The sequence below is a fragment of the Yersinia sp. 2466 StPb PI genome, from assembly GCF_041538325.1.
Taxonomy (GTDB): Bacteria; Pseudomonadota; Gammaproteobacteria; order Enterobacterales; family Enterobacteriaceae; genus Yersinia; species Yersinia enterocolitica_E.
Genome location: NZ_JAULSL010000001.1, coordinates 3,427,269 through 3,447,524, shown reverse-complemented (window position 1 = coordinate 3,447,524; position 20,256 = coordinate 3,427,269). Strand labels below are relative to the sequence as shown.

The window sequence follows — 20,256 nt, the reverse complement described above, 5'->3', positions numbered from 1 at the left end:
CGTTTTAACGCTATTTCTAGCTTGTCGGAATGACACCGCAGGCAGTAACTCAGAGCATGCTATGAAATTATTGAAATCTGTTCTTCTGATTATTGCCATACAGGCAACACCCGCTCAGGCCGTTGATCTGAATGCCGATCCCAATATGACCGGGGCCGCACCGTTACCGTCGATTATTTCAGGTCAAAGCCAGAGACCTTATAGCGATAGCCAGTTTGACGATACCCCCCCTCCGGTGATCCCGGCGGTGATGAGTCGGATGTTTGGCGCGCAACTCTTTACCTCGGTCTCGGCGGCAGATAGTGGTTCCAGCATCGGTTTCAATCCAAACTACGTAGTGAGTTTGGGGGATCAGATTCAGGTACGGTTATGGGGCGCATTTAACTTTGAAGGTGCGCTGAGTGTGGACCCGAAAGGCAATATCTTCTTGCCAAACGTTGGCCCGCTGAAAGTAGTTGGCATCCCGAATAGCCAGATCAACAGTGTGGTGACTGCCAAAGTCAAACAGGTCTATCAGTCGAATGTGAATGTCTACGCCTCTTTATTACAGGCCCAGCCGGTCAAAGTGTTTGTCACCGGTTACGTTAATAACCCCGGATTGTACGGCGGGGTGGCATCTGACTCGTTACTCTCCTATCTCAGTAAAGCCGGTGGTGTCGATACTCAGAGAGGCAGCTATGTGGATATCAGCATCAAACGTGGTAACCGCGTGCGCTCACAGGTTAATTTGTACGACTTTCTCCTTAACGGCAATTTGGGGCTATCACAGTTTGCTGACGGCGATACCATCGTAGTCGGCCCACGCCAGCACACTTTCAGTGTCGAAGGCGAAGTGTTCAACAGCTATGACTTTGAATTCCGCAACAGCACGATTCCGGTGAGTGAAGCGCTCAGTTGGGCACGCCCTAAGCCGGGGGCCACACATATGACCATTATCCGCCAGCAGGGTACGATTAAGCGCAGTGAATACTATCCACTTAGCTCTGCACCGGGGCGTTCATTACAAGATGGCGATAAGCTGATTATCAGCACTGATCGCTACTCAGGAACCATTCAGGTTCGAATCGAAGGGGCGCATTCCGGCGAGCATGCCATGGTACTGCCTTATGGTGCGACTATGCGTCAGGTGCTGGCAAAAATCCGCCCTAATAGCATGTCGCAAATGGACTCGATCCAACTGTATCGCCGCTCGGTCGCGCTGCGTCAGAAAGAGATGCTTGACCTGTCACTGCAAAAACTCGAAGAAGCCTCTTTATCAGCACAGTCTTCCACTTCAGAAGAGGCCCGTCTGCGAATGCAAGAAGCACAGCTTATCAGTCGCTTTGTTACCAAAGCCCGCAACGTGGTACCTAAGGGTGAAGTGGTGCTCAACGAAAGTAATCTTGATCAGGTGATTCTGGAGGACGGTGACGTAATTAAGATCCCTGAAAAGACCTCGCTGGTCATGATCCATGGCGAAGTAATGTTCCCGAATGCGGTGAGTTGGCAGAAAGGTCTTAGCCCGGATGATTACATTACCAAGGTTGGCGGTTACACGCAAAAAGCCAGTAACACCAAAGTCATTCTGATTAAACAGAATGGTGAAGCACTGAATGCTGAAGACGTCAAAACGCTGCAACCGGGTGACGAACTGATGGTATTACCGAAGTTTGAATCGAAGAACATCGAAGTAACGCGGGGGATTTCGACCATTCTTTACCAGTTGGCAGTTGCCGCTAAAGTGGTGCTAACACTCTGATGATAGGCATCTTTTCGGCAGGAATCTATCGCATCGAGCATCTGGAAAACTTTCTGGCTGAACCCTGCTGCAAGCTTTCATCGTTGCGCTCAATTCCACCGCAGATAAGTGCGGTGGCGGTGTGGGGCCATCGTCCAAGTGGTGATAAAGCGGTTGCGTTGGCGCGAGCTTCCAGCTTGCCTGTTGTGCGTCTTGAAGACGGTTTTATCCGCTCGTTGGGGTTGGGCGTGTCAGGCTGCCCACCACTGTCGATGGTGGTGGATACTCAGGGTATCTATTACGACGCCAGACGGCCAAGCTCGCTGGAAAGGCTGATTCTTGACCGGGCCGGTAACCAGCCACTTTATGCCGACGCCCGAGAGGCAATGCAGTTAATTGTTGATGCTGACTTGTCGAAATATAACCTGGCACCGGCATTCAGCGGCGTGCCTGCGCAAGGTGATGCGGTGTTGGTCGTGGACCAGACTTTTGGTGACATGGCGGTTAAATACGGCAATGCCGATGCGGCAGACTTTGAGGCCATGTTAGATGCCGCGCTGAATGAAAACCCACAGGCAGAGGTTTGGCTGAAAATTCATCCCGATGTTTTACAGGGCAAGAAAGCAGGCTACTTCAAGGCAATACCAAAAAATCCACGCATCAAGTTGCTGGCAGAAAATGTCAGCCCGCAGTCGTTATTGCGCCAGGTCAGTCGTGTGTATGTGGTGACTTCGCAATATGGTTTTGAAGCGTTGCTGGCGGGTAAAGCTGTCACGGTATTTGGTCAACCCTGGTATGCCGGTTGGGGATTGACTGACGATCGCCACCCGCAGGCTGGCGGATTATCGGCCCGGCGTGGGCAGGCCAGTTTGTTGGATTTATTCAGCGCCGCCTATCTGCGCTACAGCCGTTATATCGATCCCTGTAGTGGCCAGCCGGCGACATTATTTGCTGTGTTAGACGGTTTGTTGATGCAAAAAAACCATCAACTACAACGCCAGGGTCAGTTATGGGCGCCGGGTTTAACACTTTGGAAACGCAGCATTTTTTTACTGTTTTTAAAAACCACACTGAACAACGTCTCTTTCAGAGACGGTAAAACATCGAACACGGCTTGTGTGGTGTGGGGCAATAAAGGCGAACAGCGCTGGCAAGCAAAGGCTCAGGCGCAAAAAGTGCCGGTATGGCGTATGGAAGATGGGTTTATACGCTCATCGGGGCTGGGTTCTGACTTGCATTCACCGCTGTCGCTGGTGCTGGATAAAAGCGGCATTTACTACGATGCCACCCGGCCGAGTGATCTTGAGTCGTTACTCAACAGCAGCCGGTTAACTGACCTACAGCGAGTGCGGGCCGCAAAGCTTCGCCAGCGATTGGTCAGTGGCAAAATCAGTAAATACAACATTGGCGCGCCATTCAGTCTGCCGCCGCAAGCCAGTGGCAAACGCATTTTGCTGGTATCCGGCCAGGTGGAAGACGATGCATCCATTTTGAGCGGAACAATCAGTATTCGTACCAATAGTGAACTGCTGAAAACGGTGCGCCAGCGTAACCCGGACGCTTTCATTATCTATAAGCCGCACCCGGACGTATTGGTTGGCAACCGGCAAGGGCATATTCCTGCGGCTGATATTGCGCGTTGGGCTAACACTCAGGCGCAGGATGCCGACATCATCCAATGCATTCAGGCTGCGGATGAGTTGCATACTTTGACGTCGCTTTCGGGCTTTGAAGCGCTGTTGCATGGGAAGCAGGTATTTTGCTACGGCATACCTTTTTATGCCGGTTGGGGGCTGACACAGGACGAACATTCTGCACCACGCCGGCAGCGCACATTGACGCTGGATGACTTGGTATATCAGGCGTTGATCGCTTATCCGACCTATGTTGACCCTCTTCGGCGTGAAGCAATAACCGCAGAACGGGCGTTAGACATTTTGGCGGCTCAGCCACGTGCTGAAATGCAATTTAGCAAAAAAAAATCGGGCAGGATTATGCGTAATTATAGAAAACTGCTCATGCTAACTAAAGTGACAATAAACTTATAAATCAGTCTGTTAAATGATAATGGTGACGTGTTTATGCTTACAGATTGCCGTGCACTGACAACACTTCTTGCTGGCAAGAAGTACCTACTGTTACAAGGCCCGATGGGACCTTATTTCAGTGATACCGCTGAGTGGCTTGAATCTCAGGGGTGCGAAGCGGTGAACGTAGTATTCAACGGCGGTGACAAGTTTTATTGCCGTAAGCGTGACTATTTGGTGTTCAGGCAGACGCCGAAAGAGTTCCCCACCTGGTTGAAAGATACCTGGCAAGATTACCACTTCGACACTATTTTGTGTTTTGGTGATTGCCGCCCGCTACACCAAGTTGCCAGGCTTTGGGCGCAGACCAAAGGGGTGCGTTTTCTGGCGTTTGAGGAAGGCTACCTCCGCCCGCATTTTATTACCCTCGAAGAGGGCGGGGTGAATGCGTTTTCCGCCTTGCCACGTAATCCTGATTTCTACCGTAAGTTGCCAGAAATTAAAGCACCGGTCGCCAAAAAATTGACATCATGCTTTAGTCTGCGGGTACGCCGTTGCATCGGTTATTATCTGGCGGGCTGGTTTTACCGCCACCAATTTCCACAATATCGTCACCATAAATCCTTTTCACCTTGGTACGAAGCCCGTTGCTGGATACGTGCTGCCGCGCGTAAACAGTGGTACCGATTCTTGCAACGAAAAGTGCTGAGTCAACTACAGGGCGAGCTTGACCAGCGCTACCATCTGGTAGTTTTACAGGTCTACAATGATAGCCAGATCCGCAACCACAGCCCGTACAATGACGTGCGTGATTACATCAATGACGTAATGTATTCATTTTCAAAAAAAGCCTGTAGTGACCAGTGGTTAGTTATCAAACATCACCCTATGGACCGGGGGCATCGCCTGTACGGGCCATTAATCCGTAAACTCGGTAAGCAGTACAACATCAGTGAGCGGGTAAAATATGTACACGATTTGCCGATGCCGGAATTACTGACTCACGCCAAGGCGGTGGTAACGATTAATAGCACTGCCGGGTTATCAGCACTGATCCATAATAAACCGTTGATCGTGATGGGAAACGCGCTGTATGACATGAAAGGGTTAACGTTTCAGGGGCACCTCAATCAATTTTGGCAGTCTGATTTCAAGCCAGATATGAAGTTATTCAAAAAATTCCGGCTATATATACTGAGAAACACCCAGATTAATGCGGTTTATTATGGTGATAATCAGCTTGAACTGATACCTACGGTAAAGACCGAATATAAAGACGAATATTACCGGATCCAGGTTTAGTGAGTTTTGGGGATACTTTTCAGGATGGGGCGGAGAAATGATTATTGCTGATGCCGATAAATAATACAGATAATACTGCTGTAACCATTTTCCGATTATTGTTGCGCTGCCACCTCTGGTTAGTATTAGCCACAGCCACTTCATACACATTATCGCTACAAGCTGCTCAACTGACATGCTATTTGCCTGATGCCACCGCGTTACAGGGGAATATCAGCTTGCAGCCGCACTGTATTTATCGTCAATCCCTACTGATATCGCACAGCAATACTCATCTCGACTGTCAAGGGGCGACGTTGGAAGGGGACAATACTCTACCCTTTGGCATAATGGTCAATAGCAAAGGCAAACCACTAAAAAACGTCAGCATCAAAAATTGCCATATCCGCAACTTTAGTCGCAGTGGCATCCGTATTACCTCTAATATTCCGGCTAATCAACTTAGCACCGATCACCAGATTAATTATCACCGAACGCCGACGGGGATTCTTATCGACGCGGTAGTGGTGACCGGCAGTGGGCGAGTGGGCATCTATTTTGATGATTACGTGACTGACTCCACTCTCAGTAATTCTACTGTTCAGCAGTCTTATATGTCGGGAATATATCTGGAACACTCATCACGCAACAACCGGATTATTAATAACCGTATAGTAAATAATGGTCATGAGAGTCTGGGGCGGGGCAAGCGAGAAGGATTAGCGGTGGATTCATCTGCCAATAATCTGATCGAGGGAAATCTATTTGAAGGCAATGGTGCGGGTGGTGTGTTTTTGTATAAGAACTGTGGCGAGCATTACAGTAGTGGAAAGTCGGTTATCCGCTGGCAGCATAGCGACCATAATATTATCCGCAATAACACCTTTACCGACGAGCAGGTCGGCATTTGGCTAGCTTCCCGCCAAAGCAGAGATCTCTCTGGTTTTGATTGTGGTGATAACCCCAAAGATAATTCTGGTAAGTACTTTGCTGATTACGCCGATAACAATGTGCTGGAAGGGAATAAGTTTATTCGCACTCGCGTAGATATTAAAGATGAGGGGGTGGGGAATATACATTAATGATTGGGTTGATATTTTTAATAGTAGCTCTAAAAGGTTATTAATCAGTTAGAGCTGTGATGATATAAATTAATTTTTTTTATAACCATTAGGGTTTTTTACTTGCCAATTCCAACTATCCCTTATCATTTCCGATAAGTCTTTCTGTGCTTTCCAGCCTAACTCTTTATTTGCCAATGAAGAGTCTGACCAACACTCTGCAATATCACCTGTTCTTCTTGGTGCGATCTTATATTTGATGTCTTTATTAGATACTTTACTTAAAACGTTAATGATTTCAAAAACTGAATATCCCTTACCTGTACCAAGATTATATACAGAAACACCATCTATACTACCAGTTTTTTTTAAAGCAGCTAAATGGCCTTCTGCAAGATCCATAACATGAATATAATCTCTTATACCAGTTCCATCAGGCGTAGGATAATCGTTACCATAAATAGAAACGTATTCTAACCGGCCAATTGCAACTTGCAATAAATATGGGACAAGATTATTGGGAATCCCATTAGGATCTTCACCGATCAGTCCAGACTCATGTGCCCCTACAGGATTAAAATAGCGTAAGCATGTAGCATTAAATTTTGGTTCAGCATTAGAAATACTTTTTAGCATTTCCTCAACGATCAGTTTTGATTCACCATAAGGGTTAGTTGTTCCTCCAGTTCTACAGTCTTCAGTTAATGGTTTTTTTTCTGGTAAGCCGTAGACAGTAGCTGAAGAGCTAAATATAAAGTTGTAGACTTCAGCCTTAAGCATTGCGTTAATTAAATTCAAAGTGCCAGAAATATTATTTTTATAGTATTTAATTGGTTTATTAATAGACTCACTAACGGATTTTAATCCCGCAAAATGAATTACAGACTCTACTTTATTTTTTCTAAAAATATCATTTAGTATATTAGCATCTAATATATCACCAATAATGAAGTCTATTTTATTATTGGTGATTCGCTCAACCATTTCTATTGCTTTCTTTGATGAATTTGATAGATTATCCAGAACAATTACCTTATAACCGTCTTCGAGTAACTTTATTACTGTATGCGAGCCTATATAACCTGCGCCGCCTGTTACTAATATTGACATATATTCACCTTAACTCATATTGATTTTTATTATTTCTTAGGTAAGACAATGTTTGATGATATTCTTTGCAAGAAAATTATAAGCCCTATCATTAAAGTGATATATATCATTCTCTCTAAGTAGATCGAGTATTGATATTTCAATCTCTGAGTGTATATATATATTTTCGAACGTAGAGGTTAATCCATTTATTGCCTCTAAATATAAATCACTCCTTGATTTAAGATTTTTGTCATTCTTTAATGATATTGGGAATGGAAGGAAAATAATCTTACATCCTGGATTTTTTGAAGTTATATACTCAAATACACTGCTATAGCTTAGAACATAACTCTCCACAGAAATAAAACTATTATTAAATGTAAACTTATTAGCCTTTTCGGTTAAATACTTCTCATTAATAAACATTGGTGTTTTAAGCTCAATGTGCTCATATAGTTTGAAAAACAATTCAGCAAAGTTATCAAATATGAAAATATCAACTTTGCCAGATTCTATACAACTAAGAATATTATTAAGCGGTACTTTATCTTCTTTTTTAGGTAGAGCTCGCCCTAATCCGATATCAGCCAATTGGTTGTCTATAGTATTGACGTAATTAAATTCATCCAAAAGTGTTAAACCAATATTGTTTTTAGTAAGTCTAGGGTAAATTTCCTTTATGTAAATTTGATCAAATTGGTCAATTCTATTATGTTGGACACTGCTTATTCTTAACCAATTATCAAACATTTTAGATAATTGTTCAGCGACACTTGCCGATAAGCAGCTTCCAAATGAACAAATTAATTTCATTGTTTATGAATTACCTTGTTTTTTGTATGAAAGAGGTTTTTCCACATGTCGTGGATGAATGACTTAGGTTCTCTTACCAGTTTTCTTAATTTTCTAAATTTTTTATATATGACAGGATTTTTTGAATATGTATTATTTTCAATATGATGATCTATCTGTTTGGGGATTTTTTCTAGTTTTGAATTAATTATATGACTGAAGTCGGAAATGTTATTTTCAATTAATGGAATTAACGAAATGTCATTTGGTCTTACTTTTTCTCTTATCGCCAAAAGATTTATCTGTCTACTCTTTAAGCTATTAATTATGGCGTTTCTAACTTTTCTCGAACCTTTTAGTGTATCTTGCCATATCAAACTTATTTCATCAGATATACAGTCAATTGATACTCCTTTGTTGTCTAGTATTGAGTGACCGTAAGTATAAATATTAACGTCAAATTCTAGAGATTGAAGTAACACTGTTGAATTTATACCAATAACTGAGTGCGCATTTTGTATTAGGGTATTAGTATCTAAACTCTTCTCTATTTTTACTCTATCACTTGCAAATTTATCATAGCGATCAGTATTTTTATCCAACGGGTGAGGTTTTACTATTAATAATGTTCTATCAGATACTTGATCAATGATATGTTTAATGAAGGTTTCATTGTTTTTGAATCTTGGAGAGTTGACGATCAAGTTAGTATCATTCTCTAACTGTGTAACTAAAAGTGCATAGTCGCCAGAAATTTTCACCTCAGCATTGCAATTATCAAATGTCTTACCGCATAGCTGTTCAGATGTTTGACTAGCTAAATAAGATAAGCCATTTACACCCCATTTATCGAAGTAAACATGATCTTTTTGGGGGAACCATCCTAATTCTGAATATACTATTGGGATTTTAAGTTCCTTTAATGCTCTTAATACATGTGTGTAAATAGGATGGGAACCATTATGAAATAATATGAAATTTGGCCTGTAATTTTTTATTTGAGTTATTAATCGAGACGTATTTTTAACCCAATCGAAATGACAAAAATATTTTTTTTCTATTTCAAAAGGATCATGTTTAAAAACGGTATGATGACCCAATGGCTGTCTGGATACATACCTATACTCATAACCTAAATAAGAAATTACGGGCCCCCAAAGCTCTTCTATATGTTCATTCGAGTATGCGACTCCAAATACTCTTAATTTATTTATCTCCTGGTGTGATATTTCACTCCTAACAGGTTCATATACATGATGTTTTGCATTGTTCATGCCAAAATAAGGTACTATTTCTTTTTTTGTTATTTCTTTAATTAGAGATGAAATTCCATTATTAAAGTCTTTATTAATATTATTAATGCTTATCTCGAAATGATTTTTTTCTGGTGGGTTCTCGACAAAATTTATTATTTTTATAGCGAAGTCTCTATAATCACCAAATTTTGCACATTGTAAAACACTAGGGGGGGATATTTCCTTATTGCCACCAACATCCCAAGTTACAACCGGAACATGGCATGCTAATGCTTCTAGTATCACCATACTACAATTCTCAAAATTACTTGGTAGCATCAGGCACTTAGATTTTCTGATTAAATCAAATCTCGCGTTACCTAATATTTGTCCTTTTTTATGAACTTTACATTTTACTTTAGGTGATATTTTAAATGTTTCAGACTTTGCACCAAATAATAGAACATTGAAGTTATCTGGTAAATATTCTAGTATTCTATTTATATGAGCTGTGCCTTTTAACTCTTGAAATCTACCCATAAACACTAAGTCATATATTTTTTCAGGTTTTAACTCCGGCTCCTCAATATCTATTGGGTTTTTATAATATGTGACTTGTGTGTTTTTTAATTCATTTTCTATTTCTTTTATTAAAGCATAAGAAGGAGAAGAAACTAATTTTGCTTTATATATTACCCTAAGTTCATTTGAGTATTCTTGTTGATTAGGAGTGTGCCCATCGTATTTTTGGGCAACTGCCAAAGGACAATGTAAACGGATGTGAACATTATATTTTGATGGGAGGAGTAACGTTGATGCTCTTGCCTCTGGCGCTTCTATGATAACATCATCAAACCCAAATTTAGTTGTTATATATCTTAAGACTTCTTCCCTGAATTCAATTGGAGAGAGATTTTTTTTATTGTCAAAGCTGACTAAATCAATATCATTAACTACATTTTTTAGATTTTTAATGTAATTGGAAATTCCATGACTTGCATTATGATAAGGGTTAATCACTAGATACTTCATGAACCATTCCTTAATGTGAATTTAATCTGTAGACTGATTTAATTAATTGAGACTTTTTGTATGTTTCCGTTACATGTCCAACAGAGTTAAAAAAACCTATTTTTAACTATATAAATAGCTACTTGTGATATTTCATGTCGTTTTTATTTTTTCCAAATGATTGTTGTTATATCAATTATTTTATTTTTAATTCTATTTAACACTTTTACTTAAATTAAATAAAAACTATATCCCTTCATCCTCTTTATAAACCGCAATCGCTTCATCTACTGACTCGAAATATTTCACCTGATTATCTCGGCCAATAAATAGCGCGGCATCGCAGAACTCTTTCAGTGAACCGAGGCTATGGGAAACCATAAGAAAGCTTGATTCCTGGTGGCGGGATTTGAACAGGTCTGCACATTTTTGTTTAAAGCGCGCATCCCCTACAGCGGTGACTTCGTCCACCAGATAGTAATCAAACTTAAATGCCATACTCAGGCCAAAACCCAGGCGGGATTTCATGCCAGAAGAGTAGGTTTTGATTGGCATATCAAAGTATTTGCCGAGTTCGGCGAACTCTTCAACAAAGGCCACTTTCTCTCGTAGTTCACGGTCTGCTGCATACAGGCGGGCGACAAACTTAACATTTTCACGCCCGGTCAAACTCCCCTGAAATCCACCTGCTAGTCCTACTGGCCAGGAGATCGTTTTATCGGTAATAACTTTGCCGCTATCAGGCCGGTCGATACCACCGATGACACGTAATAACGTTGATTTACCTGAACCATTGCGACCAATTAAGGCCACACTTTTATTAGCAGGGAACTCGACATGCAGATTTTTAAAAACATAATGGCGCCCAGCAGGGGTACGATAAGATTTGGTTAGATTTTCAATTCTGATCATGAGGTTAGCATCGCCTCTTCACCGTTACGGTACAACACAAGCCCAACAAACAGACTGACCAACGTACAGAAGGCCAGATAGTATAAGTTGGCACCTTCGCTGACATAACCCGGAACGACGGCTTCACGGCATAGCTCAACGACATGGACTAACGGATTCCACAGTAAGTACGGCCAGTAATCCTTTGGAATTGAATGGAGCGGAAACATAATGCAGGAAATAAAGTAGAGCGGTTTTAACAGAATGGGTAGAAACTTCTCGGTTTCGGGGAAGGTTTTTCCTATCACCATAAAACTCAGACCGACGCCGCAGGAGAAAATGATTAGCATTAACCAGACTAGAACCAGCGAAATAAGGTTAATGACTTCAAACTCCTCGCCAAGCAGGCCGACGATCGCCATCAGTAAGATGTAAACTACCGCATAAATTAATGATTCTAAAACAGCGCGGGCAATGATGGTGTCTATCGGCCTTACCGGGCGATAGTTAAATAAGCCTTGGTTGGCTTCTATAGCACCAATCGACCGGTTACTGATATTAATGAATACGAAGTAGGGAACAATCCCATTAATCAGAAAAACCGGGAAGGAAATATCTGGCATGGTACGCTGCATAATGTAGCCGAAAATGCCTAGTAGCATGAGCATGTGAGCCATAGGCTCTAGCGCCGCCCAAAGATAACCCAGCCGATACTTGCCAAATCTAGTTTTAATTTCCCTTAGAAACAAAGCGTTAACGGCAGCTTTTTGTACTTCGAAACCACTACGAGCCATCTGTTGTTGTCCAAAAATTTAATCTGGTTTGTCCACGCTACCGCCCCTGATTTACAGCACCCAGTATGCTGAAAACAAAAATAGATTGTGGAATACCAATATGACGAAAATAACTACGCCAAAAGGATAGAGATATTTATACGTGTATTATAAAAAATAGATAATACTAGGCCAGGCATGGTCTGGTATTTTAATATGTATAGCCACACATTACCGTAGGTAATTAGAGGTGTAAAGGTTCTTCAGGCTGTTAGCTTAAATTTAATAAAGTTAATTTGCTATTATTAAGAACAATCTTGTTTTGTGGGAATTGTCTTATAATAATATGGCGGTTATGATTGAGTTATATCTGATGCTCTGGTTGGTCATGACTTACTTTGTTGTTGATATAGGCTGCTGTTATTTTTATGTTTCTCTATTTTATCGATAAATAATATCGAGATTGTATTGATTGTTAGTCTATTGAAGGGGATATAGATGATGATTCTAATATCCCCAATCATCTTCACTCCCGCTCTAAAGCCCTGATAGGGTCCATCTCGGCTGCCCGTTTGGCGGGGAAAAAACCAAAAATAATCCCAATCAAACTAGAACATATAAAGGCCATCATGATGGATGTTGTTGAATAAACCATTGAAAAGTTACTACTGAACTGACTGAATATCAGGCCGATTGCTAGCGATAATATTACGCCAAGGCCACCGCCCAATAAGCACACTAATACCGCCTCTATCAAAAACTGCTGCATAATATCGCTGGCACGGGCACCAACCGCCATCCGCACACCTATTTCTTTAGTACGTTCGGTGACCGATACCAACATAATATTCATCACTCCAATACCACCAACGATCAAGGAAATAACCGCAATCATTGATACCAGCAATGTCATGGTTGAGGTGGTCTTCTTAATGGTTTGACGGATACTGTCGGTATTCATCACGAAGAAATCCTGTGTCCCGTGACGTTGAGTGAGCAATTTTGTTACACCCTGTTCAGCATTCGCCAGGTCAATATCATCGTTCACCCGCACGGTAATACTCTTTAGATAAGATTGGCCGAGCATACGTTTCATCGCCGTCGTATAGGGGATCCACACATTGAGGTTCTCGTCGCTACCAAAACCACTTTGTTTCTTGGCCGCCACACCAATCACGCGGCAGGGCAGTGCGCCAAGTAAGATAACTTTTCCGATGGGGTTTTCGCCTTGGGCAAACAGCTTATCGCGGGTGTTTTCATCAATGACTGCCTCTTGCATCAGGCCATCGACGCTAGCACGGTTAAAGGCCATTCCCTGGTTGATATTGTAGCCACGCACCAGAAAATATTGCTCACCGACCCCATTGACGGTGCCACTGACCGATTTATTACCATAACGTAGCGTGGTGCTGGTCGAAACCGTTGGTGTCACGCTGTGAATATAACCTTGTTGTGCCAGGGCATCCGCATCGGTCGCCCGTAGAGTATGGATTGCCGCTGAGCGCATATCACCAAAATCCTTGCCGGGGAAAATCTCCAGCGTGCTGGTCCCCATCGCGTTGATATTCGCCAAAACCTGTTGTTGCGAACCTTTTCCTAGTGCCACCACCGATACCACCGAGGCAATGCCAATAATAATCCCCAGCATGGTCAGTACGGTGCGCAAACGCTGTGCGGCCATCGCCAGTATTGCCATTTTAAACGCTTCTTGTAGGCGGTCGCGCTGCGCTTTCCACGAGGTGAGTAGTGGTTTACTGGCAATGTCTGGTTCTTGTTCGACGGTTGCTGTACTTACTGATTTTGTCGACTGCATTTGTCGGTCAGCAATGACCTCGCCATCTCTCAATTCAATAATTCGCTGCGCATGTTCTGCAATCGACATATCGTGGGTGACAATTACCACGGTGTGGCCTTGCTGGTGTAAGTCTTTCAGGATATTTAAGACTTCATTACCACTGTGAGTATCAAGTGCTCCGGTGGGCTCGTCGGCCAGAATAACTTCCCCGCCGTTCATTAGTGCTCTGGCAATACTGACCCGCTGCTGCTGCCCCCCGGAAAGCTGGCTTGGGCGATAATCCAGCCGCTCGGCCAGACCGAGGCGAGACAACAGGCTGGCGGCTCGCTTTTTACGTTCCTCGCGATTGATACCGGCGTAAATTGCCGGAATTTCCACATTCTCCCGCGCACTCAAATCATTTAGCAGATGGTAGCGCTGAAAGATAAAGCCAAAATGTTCACGGCGCAGTTCGGCGAGCGCATCACGGTCCAAATGTTGTGGGATCCGGCCAGCGACCAGATATTCGCCTGCGCTGGGTTTATCCAGACAACCGAGAATATTCATTAGCGTTGATTTACCGGAGCCTGATGCGCCAACAATCGCCACCATTTCTCCGCTGTAAATAGTTAGATTGATATTTTTCAGCACTTGAACCGTCTGTTCGCCATTAATAAATTCACGGCTGACATTATCAAGCTGAAGTAAGATCTTACTGTGGTTGAGGTCTGGCATCAGTTACATCCCCATCGGTGGCCCCATACGTTGGGCCTTATTGTTGGCGGTGGTACTGCTGCCTTGGCTGACGATCACCTGTTCTCCGGCTTGCAGGCCTGAGAGGATCTGTGCATCAACATTGTTATTTAGCCCAACGGTCACTTCACGCCAACCGATGTTGCCGTTGTTGCTCACCACTTGGACCTGATACTTTCCTTTTACGTTGTTTAATGCGGTTGCGGGGATAACGATGGCGTTCTCGGCTTTGTTGAGCACGATGTAGACCTGCGCGGTCATTGAAATTCGTAACGCGCCATTTGGGTTAGCAACATCAAACAGGCCGTTATAATAAATGGCAGTGCTACTGGAGCTGGAGCTGCTACTTGAGCTGGATGAGGTGGTGGTGGTTTCATCGTTGATCGAATCAGGCGCCGGTTCTATTGCCCGCAGCGTGGCACTGAATCGTTCTTCCGGCTCACCTAAAATAGTGAAGTAAACCGGCATACCGGCTTTAACTTTCACCACGTCAGCCTCAGAAATTTGTGCTTCTATCGTCATGGTGTCGAGCTGAGCGACTTTGATAATCGTTGGCGCACTTTGTACTGCGTTGACGGTTTGCCCCTCTTCAACCGGGATTGCCACCACTGTACCTGTGATGGGTGAGCTGATTTTAGTGTACCCAAGATTGAGTTTGGCGGTACTGACGGCAATTTCCGCCTGTGCAATCTGGGCATCGAGCGCAGTAATTTCCGCCTGAGTGCTTTCTAATGTGGCTTTGGCGCTATCAAAATCAGCGCGTACGCCGAGACCTTTGGCCAAAATTTGCTGCTGCCGTTGGTAGGTCAATAGGTTGTTTTTCTGTGTTGCCACTTTCGCCGCTCGTTGGGCGAGCACATTTTTCAGCGCTTCTTCGGCATCTTTCAGGGTATTTTGCTGAGTCAGGTCATCAATTTCAGCCACTAACTGGCCTTTCTCAACCTGCTGTCCTAGGGTGACATGGAGCGCTTTGATTTGCCCTGAAACCTGAGCCCCAACAGTGACTTGTTTTTGTGCCTTGATGGTGCCATCAGCCAAGACAGTTTGTTCCAGAGTGCGAGTTTCGGCGGCGGCGGTGATGTAAGCGGGTTTATCCGCCGGTGAAATCAATCTGAATAGCAGCACGCCGCCCGCTATCAGCAGCAGTACAGCCAGCCCGATAAAGCGTCGTTTCGACCTTGTAACCTGTTGCATAATCAATCAAAGATCCTTGAACCACAATGAAGAGAACGGTGAAACCAAATGCAGGGGGATAATTTACCGCCAACACCGATGAGTGTGAGTTAAGTGAGATTCAAGAATATGTAAGGATTGAGTAAAACCGGCTGCGCGCGAGTCAAATAGGCATGAAAATAGCCGAAATCAGGCAGGAGAGTTAAAAATGAAGATTTTGTTAGTCGATGATGATGTGGAACTGGGCACTATGCTGAGAGAATACCTGAGCGGTGAGGGCTTTAATGCCGAATTGGTATTAACCGGTAAAGCGGGTATTGCCGCAGCCTTATCTGGAGACTATACCGCCTTGATCCTCGATATTATGTTGCCTGATATGAGTGGTATTGATGTTTTGCGGCAAGTGCGTAAAAAAAGTCGCTTACCGATCATTATGTTAACCGCTAAAGGGGATAATATTGACCGGGTTATCGGTCTGGAAATGGGGGCAGATGACTATATGCCTAAACCCTGTTATCCCCGCGAGCTAGTCGCCCGCTTGCGCGCAGTATTGCGCCGCTTTGATGAACATCCTGAGGTGCCGTCAGCCGATGACAGTATCATCAGCCATGGCGACCTCACACTCAACCCGTCAACGCGCAGCAGTGAATGGCAGGGTAAACCGTTTGATCTGACTGCATCGGAATTTAACTTGTTGGAACTGCTGTTGCGTTCACCAGAGCGGGTGGTTACCAAAGATGAGTTATCCGATAAAGGATTAGGCCGACCACGGGAAGCCTATGACCGCAGTGTTGATGTGCATATCAGCAATATACGTCAAAAACTTGCAGCCCTGCCGGGGAACAATCTGAATATTGAAACGGTACGTAGTATTGGTTATCGCATCAGATAATAGCCTTGGGTGGAGTGAGATTGCTTATGCGCGGACGGTTGTTTTGGAAAATCCTGCTGGGTTTTTGGTTTACCTTTATTTTAATGACCCAGATGCTGTGGCTGGTGTTCTCCTTTTATGGCAATCGCCATGAACCCCCTGAGCGTGAAATGGTGCGGCAAATTGCCAAATTACAGGTTGCCTCGGCGGCGTCGGTATTACATTCCGGTGGTTTGCCTGCGCTAAGTACCATGACAGCTAACTGGTCGGAGGCTGATAAAGCCCATTTTTCTGTATTACCGGTGGCGGCGCTGCCACCGCTGACTGAAGAGGCGCTTACCGGGAAATCGATTCCCCAAGGCGGTGAACCTGAGTTTTATCGTCGTGAGGTTACCACTTGGGCCCAAGGCCCTGATGGACAAAACTATCGTGTCAGTTACGACATCGATGGCTTGCGACCCGTTAATCAGCAGGGTGGCCCCGATGAAAAGCGCCATGAAATACTGAATATTCCTATCCCTATGATTTGGATGGGCGTATTAGGCGGTTTGTTTTTTAGTGCGTTATTAGCCTGGAATCTAACGCGGCCGATGCGCCAGTTGCGTGCCGGTTTTGAACGGGTGGCACAGGGGGATTTGTCGGTACGATTGCTGCCGGTAATGCGGCGGCGTCATGATGAGCTGACTGAAGTTGCGCGTGACTTTGACTCAATGGCCGAACGGCTCGAAGCTCTAGTCAGTGCGCGGGAACAACTACTGCATGATGTGTCCCATGAGTTGCGTTCCCCGCTGGCGCGTTTGCAACTGGCGATTGGCTTAGCGCACCAGAATCCTGGCAATGTTGAAAGCTCATTACAGCGTATTGAGCATGAATCGGAACGGTTGGATAAGATGATTGGTGAGTTGCTGGCACTTTCACGAGCTGAAAACCACGATCTTGCTGACGATGACGAGTATTTCGATTTGCATGAGCTGGTCAAAGTGGTGGTAAATGATGCGCGCTTTGAGGCGCAGGTGCCGGGCGTTGAGATCTTGCTACAGGTGTTGCCCCCTATCGAGTACACCGTCAGAGGTAATGCTGAATTGATGCGACGGGCTATTGATAACATTGTCCGCAATGCGCTGCGTTTCTCCGTTCATGGGCAACAGGTAAAAGTGACACTTTCATTGGTGGATAAGAGTTATCAGATTCAGGTTGCTGACCAAGGACCAGGCGTTGAAGAGAGCAAGTTATCCAGTATTTTTGACCCCTTTGTGCGCGTTAAGTCGGCGATGTCTGGCAAAGGTTATGGTTTGGGATTGGCCATTACGCGTAAGGTGATTCAGGCCCATGGCGGGCAGGTTGAAGCACGCAATGGTGAGCAGGGGGGATTGGTGATTACACTACGGATCCCACGTTGGCTTGCAGTGGAGTAGTTTGACAGTAACGGTAATAGCAGAAAACAAAAACGGCACCCTTAGGCGCCGTTTTTTTATTCGTATGAGATTACTTCTTGATACGAATAATTGGTGTTTCACCAACGGTGACACTACCGGACAACTTAATCAGTTCTTTGATCTCGTCCATGTTGGAGATAACAACCGGCGTCAATGTAGACTTGGCTTTCTCTTCCAGCAGGGCCAGATTGAACTCAATAACCACATCACCTTTCTTGACGCGCTGGCCTTCTTCAGCGATGCGTTTGAAGCCTTCGCCTTTCAGTTCAACAGTGTCAATACCGAAGTGGACGAACAGCTCAATGCCGCTGTCTGATTCGATAGAAAAAGCATGGTTAGTCTCGAAAATTTTACCGATGGTGCCATCAACAGGAGCAACCATTTTATTGCCTGAAGGCTTGATAGCAATACCATCACCAACGATTTTCTCTGCAAAAACAACATCAGGAACATCTTCAATGTTGACGATTTCACCAGACAATGGCGCAACGATTTCAATAGTACCACTGTCTTTTTTGTCATCTGAAACCAGTGATTTCAGTTTATCGAACAAACCCATGATCTTCTCCTAAGTATTTATATCGGGCAGCGTTCCAGTATCGTGGAATTAGCAGAGTGTTTTTTCTTCGATGAATGTGGTAATCAAATCCATCAATTCCTTCGCTGTTGGTTGAGCTAATGCCTGCTCTGCCAACACCTTCACATCTTCGAAATTCGTATTACGTATAATTTTCTTGATGCGTGGGATCGAAATCGCACTCATGCTGAACTCATCCAGCCCCATGCCCAATAGCAACAGTGTAGCACGTTCATCACCAGCAAGTTCACCGCACATACCGGTCCACTTACCTTCAGCGTGAGATGCATCAATAACCTGTTTGATCAGGCCCAATACCGATGGCGACATTGGATTATAGAGATGAGAAATCAGCTCATTGCCACGATCTACTGCCAGAGTATACTGAGTTAGATCGTTTGTCCCAATACTAAAGAAGTCAACTTCCTTAGCTAAATGGCGAGCGATAACCGCCGCCGCAGGTGTTTCAACCATTACACCGACCTCGATAGTTTCATCGAAGGCCTTGTTTTCTTCACGTAATTGGCCTTTCAGCAGTTCAAGTTCTGCTTTCAGTTCACGTACTTCTTCAACCGAAATAATCATCGGGAACATAATACGTAATTTGCCAAATGCTGAGGCTCGCAAGATTGCACGCAGCTGTGCGTGCAGAATTTCTTTGCGATCCATAGCAATACGGATAGCGCGCCAGCCCAGGAATGGGTTCTCTTCTTTCGGCAGGTTCATATACGGCAAATCTTTATCGCCGCCGATGTCCATGGTACGGACGATAACAGCCTGAGAGCCCATCGCTTCAGCAACGGCTTTATATGCCTGGAACTGCTCTTCTTCTGTAGGCAAAGAATCGCGGTCCATAAACAGGAATTCGGTACGATACAGACCAACACCTTCAGCGCCATTACGTTCAGCACCGGCGATATCACGCACAGTACCGATGTTGGCAACCACTTCAACCTGATGGCCATCAAGGGTGATAGCAGGCAGGTCTTTTAATTTGGCCAGATCATTTTTCTCGGTGATGTATTGAGTATTCACCGCTTTCAACTGCTCAATAATATCGGCAGTTGGGTTTAAATAGACTTTGTTGTTTACTGCATCAAGGATCAAATAGTCGCCATTCTGGACTTGTTTGGTCACATCGGAGGTGCCGACGATAGCAGGGAGTTCCAACGAACGAGCCATAATCGAGGTGTGAGAGGTACGGCCACCTAAATCGGTGATAAACCCTAACACTTTATCCAGATTAAGCTGTGCGGTTTCTGATGGCGTCAAATCGGTGGCAACCAGAATAACTTCATCCTGAATGGCACTCAGATCAACAATGGTCAGACCGAGAATGTTCTTCAGCAGGCGTTTACCGATATCACGCACGTCAGCCGCACGTTCTTTCAGGTATTCGTCATCCAGTTCTTCCAGGGCTTTTGCCTGCCCTTCAATCACTGAATAAGCGGCTGCATCAGCAGAGGCATGCTCATCTTTGATGAGGGCTATGATTTCCTGCTCAAGCTCTTCGTCTTCCAACAGCATGATATGCCCTTCGAAGATGGCAGCTTTCTCTTCGCCGAGGCTTGCTTCAGCTTTGGTCTTAATCGCTTCTAACTGCTCAGACGCTTTGGCCCGCCCAGATTTGAAACGTTCGACTTCCTGCTCCACTTGGTCAGCAGAGATCTTTTTCCGGTTGATGACAATCTCATCTTCTTTCAGCAAAAGTGCTTTACCAAAAGCGATACCCGGTGATACTAAAATGCCTGAAATCATAACCCTACCTTACTCTTGACTGGTGTTAACTAAA

Annotated in this window: 15 protein-coding genes; 6 read left to right on the top strand and 9 right to left on the bottom strand. The window is 44.3% G+C overall.

Annotated features, from left to right (window positions below):
• Nucleotides 1-61 precede the first annotated feature (61 nt).
• Genes Q2T72_RS15640 through Q2T72_RS15625 form a run of 4 tightly spaced genes read left to right on the top strand, consistent with a single transcriptional unit; the run spans nucleotide 62 to nucleotide 6,107 of the window.
• Nucleotides 62-1,738 (top strand): polysaccharide biosynthesis/export family protein, encoded by a 1,677-nt coding sequence (locus Q2T72_RS15640; RefSeq protein WP_372569440.1) that lies wholly within the window; start codon nucleotides 62-64, stop codon nucleotides 1,736-1,738.
• Complete coding sequence (locus Q2T72_RS15635; RefSeq protein ID WP_372569439.1) at nucleotides 1,738-3,765, top strand: capsular polysaccharide biosynthesis protein; 2,028 nt, start codon at nucleotides 1,738-1,740, stop codon at nucleotides 3,763-3,765. The genes Q2T72_RS15640 and Q2T72_RS15635 overlap by 1 nt, the downstream gene beginning before the upstream one ends.
• Before the next feature lie 33 nt (nucleotides 3,766-3,798).
• Complete coding sequence (locus Q2T72_RS15630) at nucleotides 3,799-5,046, top strand: capsule biosynthesis protein (protein WP_372569437.1); 1,248 nt, start codon at nucleotides 3,799-3,801, stop codon at nucleotides 5,044-5,046.
• 50 nt (nucleotides 5,047-5,096) lie between these two features.
• Complete coding sequence (locus Q2T72_RS15625) at nucleotides 5,097-6,107, top strand: right-handed parallel beta-helix repeat-containing protein (RefSeq protein WP_372569436.1); 1,011 nt, start codon at nucleotides 5,097-5,099, stop codon at nucleotides 6,105-6,107.
• 69 nt (nucleotides 6,108-6,176) lie between these two features.
• Here the strand turns inward: Q2T72_RS15625 and galE are convergent, their stop codons facing one another.
• The 7 genes from galE to Q2T72_RS15590 all read right to left on the bottom strand — a co-directional run bounded on the left by galE (nucleotide 6,177) and on the right by Q2T72_RS15590 (nucleotide 15,601).
• On the bottom strand, nucleotides 6,177-7,196 hold the full coding sequence (gene galE / locus Q2T72_RS15620; RefSeq protein WP_372569435.1) for a UDP-glucose 4-epimerase GalE: 1,020 nt from the start codon (nucleotides 7,194-7,196) through the stop codon (nucleotides 6,177-6,179).
• Between the two features lie 36 nt (nucleotides 7,197-7,232).
• A complete protein-coding gene (locus Q2T72_RS15615; RefSeq protein ID WP_372569434.1) occupies nucleotides 7,233-7,991 on the bottom strand; it encodes a hypothetical protein in 759 nt (252 codons plus the stop codon).
• Nucleotides 7,988-10,237, bottom strand: coding sequence for a glycosyltransferase (locus Q2T72_RS15610; protein WP_372569433.1), 2,250 nt, complete (start codon nucleotides 10,235-10,237; stop codon nucleotides 7,988-7,990). Before Q2T72_RS15610 ends, Q2T72_RS15615 begins: the two co-directional genes overlap by 4 nt.
• Before the next feature lie 225 nt (nucleotides 10,238-10,462).
• Complete coding sequence (locus Q2T72_RS15605) at nucleotides 10,463-11,128, bottom strand: ABC transporter ATP-binding protein (RefSeq protein ID WP_372569432.1); 666 nt, start codon at nucleotides 11,126-11,128, stop codon at nucleotides 10,463-10,465.
• On the bottom strand, nucleotides 11,125-11,901 hold the full coding sequence (locus Q2T72_RS15600; protein WP_083163420.1) for an ABC transporter permease: 777 nt from the start codon (nucleotides 11,899-11,901) through the stop codon (nucleotides 11,125-11,127). The genes Q2T72_RS15605 and Q2T72_RS15600 overlap by 4 nt, the downstream gene beginning before the upstream one ends.
• A 505-nt stretch (nucleotides 11,902-12,406) precedes the next feature.
• Complete coding sequence (locus tag Q2T72_RS15595) at nucleotides 12,407-14,389, bottom strand: MacB family efflux pump subunit (RefSeq protein WP_372569431.1); 1,983 nt, start codon at nucleotides 14,387-14,389, stop codon at nucleotides 12,407-12,409.
• A 3-nt stretch (nucleotides 14,390-14,392) separates the two neighbouring features.
• Nucleotides 14,393-15,601, bottom strand: coding sequence for an efflux RND transporter periplasmic adaptor subunit (locus Q2T72_RS15590; protein ID WP_083163425.1), 1,209 nt, complete (start codon nucleotides 15,599-15,601; stop codon nucleotides 14,393-14,395).
• Between the two features lie 187 nt (nucleotides 15,602-15,788).
• Between Q2T72_RS15590 and Q2T72_RS15585 the strand changes: the two genes are divergently transcribed.
• Together Q2T72_RS15585 and Q2T72_RS15580 are read left to right on the top strand one after the other, a co-directional pair.
• A complete protein-coding gene (locus tag Q2T72_RS15585) occupies nucleotides 15,789-16,472 on the top strand; it encodes a response regulator transcription factor (protein WP_083163427.1) in 684 nt (227 codons plus the stop codon).
• A gap of 26 nt (nucleotides 16,473-16,498) precedes the next feature.
• Entirely contained in the window at nucleotides 16,499-17,866 is a 1,368-nt protein-coding gene (locus Q2T72_RS15580) for an ATP-binding protein (RefSeq protein WP_083163430.1), read from the top strand.
• 70 nt (nucleotides 17,867-17,936) lie between these two features.
• Here the strand turns inward: Q2T72_RS15580 and crr are convergent, their stop codons facing one another.
• Nucleotides 17,937-18,446, bottom strand: a complete 510-nt coding sequence (gene crr / locus Q2T72_RS15575; protein ID WP_004392561.1) for a PTS glucose transporter subunit IIA — start codon at nucleotides 18,444-18,446, stop codon at nucleotides 17,937-17,939.
• A 48-nt stretch (nucleotides 18,447-18,494) separates the two neighbouring features.
• A complete protein-coding gene (gene ptsI / locus Q2T72_RS15570) occupies nucleotides 18,495-20,222 on the bottom strand; it encodes a phosphoenolpyruvate-protein phosphotransferase PtsI (RefSeq protein ID WP_372559580.1) in 1,728 nt (575 codons plus the stop codon).
• Between the last annotated feature and the right edge of the window lie 34 nt (nucleotides 20,223-20,256).

What these genes read in the sequence shown, in the direction of transcription:
- Q2T72_RS15605 (WP_372569432.1), bottom strand. Translation starts at nt 11,128, where the DNA reads ATGATCAGAATTGAAAATCTAACCAAATCTTATCGTACCCCTGCTGGG.
- Q2T72_RS15640 (WP_372569440.1), top strand. Translation starts at nt 62, where the DNA reads ATGAAATTATTGAAATCTGTTCTTCTGATTATTGCCATACAGGCAACA.
- crr (WP_004392561.1), bottom strand. Translation starts at nt 18,446, where the DNA reads ATGGGTTTGTTCGATAAACTGAAATCACTGGTTTCAGATGACAAAAAA.
- Q2T72_RS15580 (WP_083163430.1), top strand. Translation starts at nt 16,499, where the DNA reads ATGCGCGGACGGTTGTTTTGGAAAATCCTGCTGGGTTTTTGGTTTACC.
- Q2T72_RS15635 (WP_372569439.1), top strand. Translation starts at nt 1,738, where the DNA reads ATGATAGGCATCTTTTCGGCAGGAATCTATCGCATCGAGCATCTGGAA.
- galE (WP_372569435.1), bottom strand. Translation starts at nt 7,196, where the DNA reads ATGTCAATATTAGTAACAGGCGGCGCAGGTTATATAGGCTCGCATACA.
- Q2T72_RS15625 (WP_372569436.1), top strand. Translation starts at nt 5,097, where the DNA reads ATGCCGATAAATAATACAGATAATACTGCTGTAACCATTTTCCGATTA.
- Q2T72_RS15630 (WP_372569437.1), top strand. Translation starts at nt 3,799, where the DNA reads ATGCTTACAGATTGCCGTGCACTGACAACACTTCTTGCTGGCAAGAAG.
- Q2T72_RS15610 (WP_372569433.1), bottom strand. Translation starts at nt 10,237, where the DNA reads ATGAAGTATCTAGTGATTAACCCTTATCATAATGCAAGTCATGGAATT.
- Q2T72_RS15595 (WP_372569431.1), bottom strand. Translation starts at nt 14,389, where the DNA reads ATGCCAGACCTCAACCACAGTAAGATCTTACTTCAGCTTGATAATGTC.
- ptsI (WP_372559580.1), bottom strand. Translation starts at nt 20,222, where the DNA reads ATGATTTCAGGCATTTTAGTATCACCGGGTATCGCTTTTGGTAAAGCA.
- Q2T72_RS15615 (WP_372569434.1), bottom strand. Translation starts at nt 7,991, where the DNA reads ATGAAATTAATTTGTTCATTTGGAAGCTGCTTATCGGCAAGTGTCGCT.
- Q2T72_RS15590 (WP_083163425.1), bottom strand. Translation starts at nt 15,601, where the DNA reads ATGCAACAGGTTACAAGGTCGAAACGACGCTTTATCGGGCTGGCTGTA.
- Q2T72_RS15585 (WP_083163427.1), top strand. Translation starts at nt 15,789, where the DNA reads ATGAAGATTTTGTTAGTCGATGATGATGTGGAACTGGGCACTATGCTG.
- Q2T72_RS15600 (WP_083163420.1), bottom strand. Translation starts at nt 11,901, where the DNA reads ATGGCTCGTAGTGGTTTCGAAGTACAAAAAGCTGCCGTTAACGCTTTG.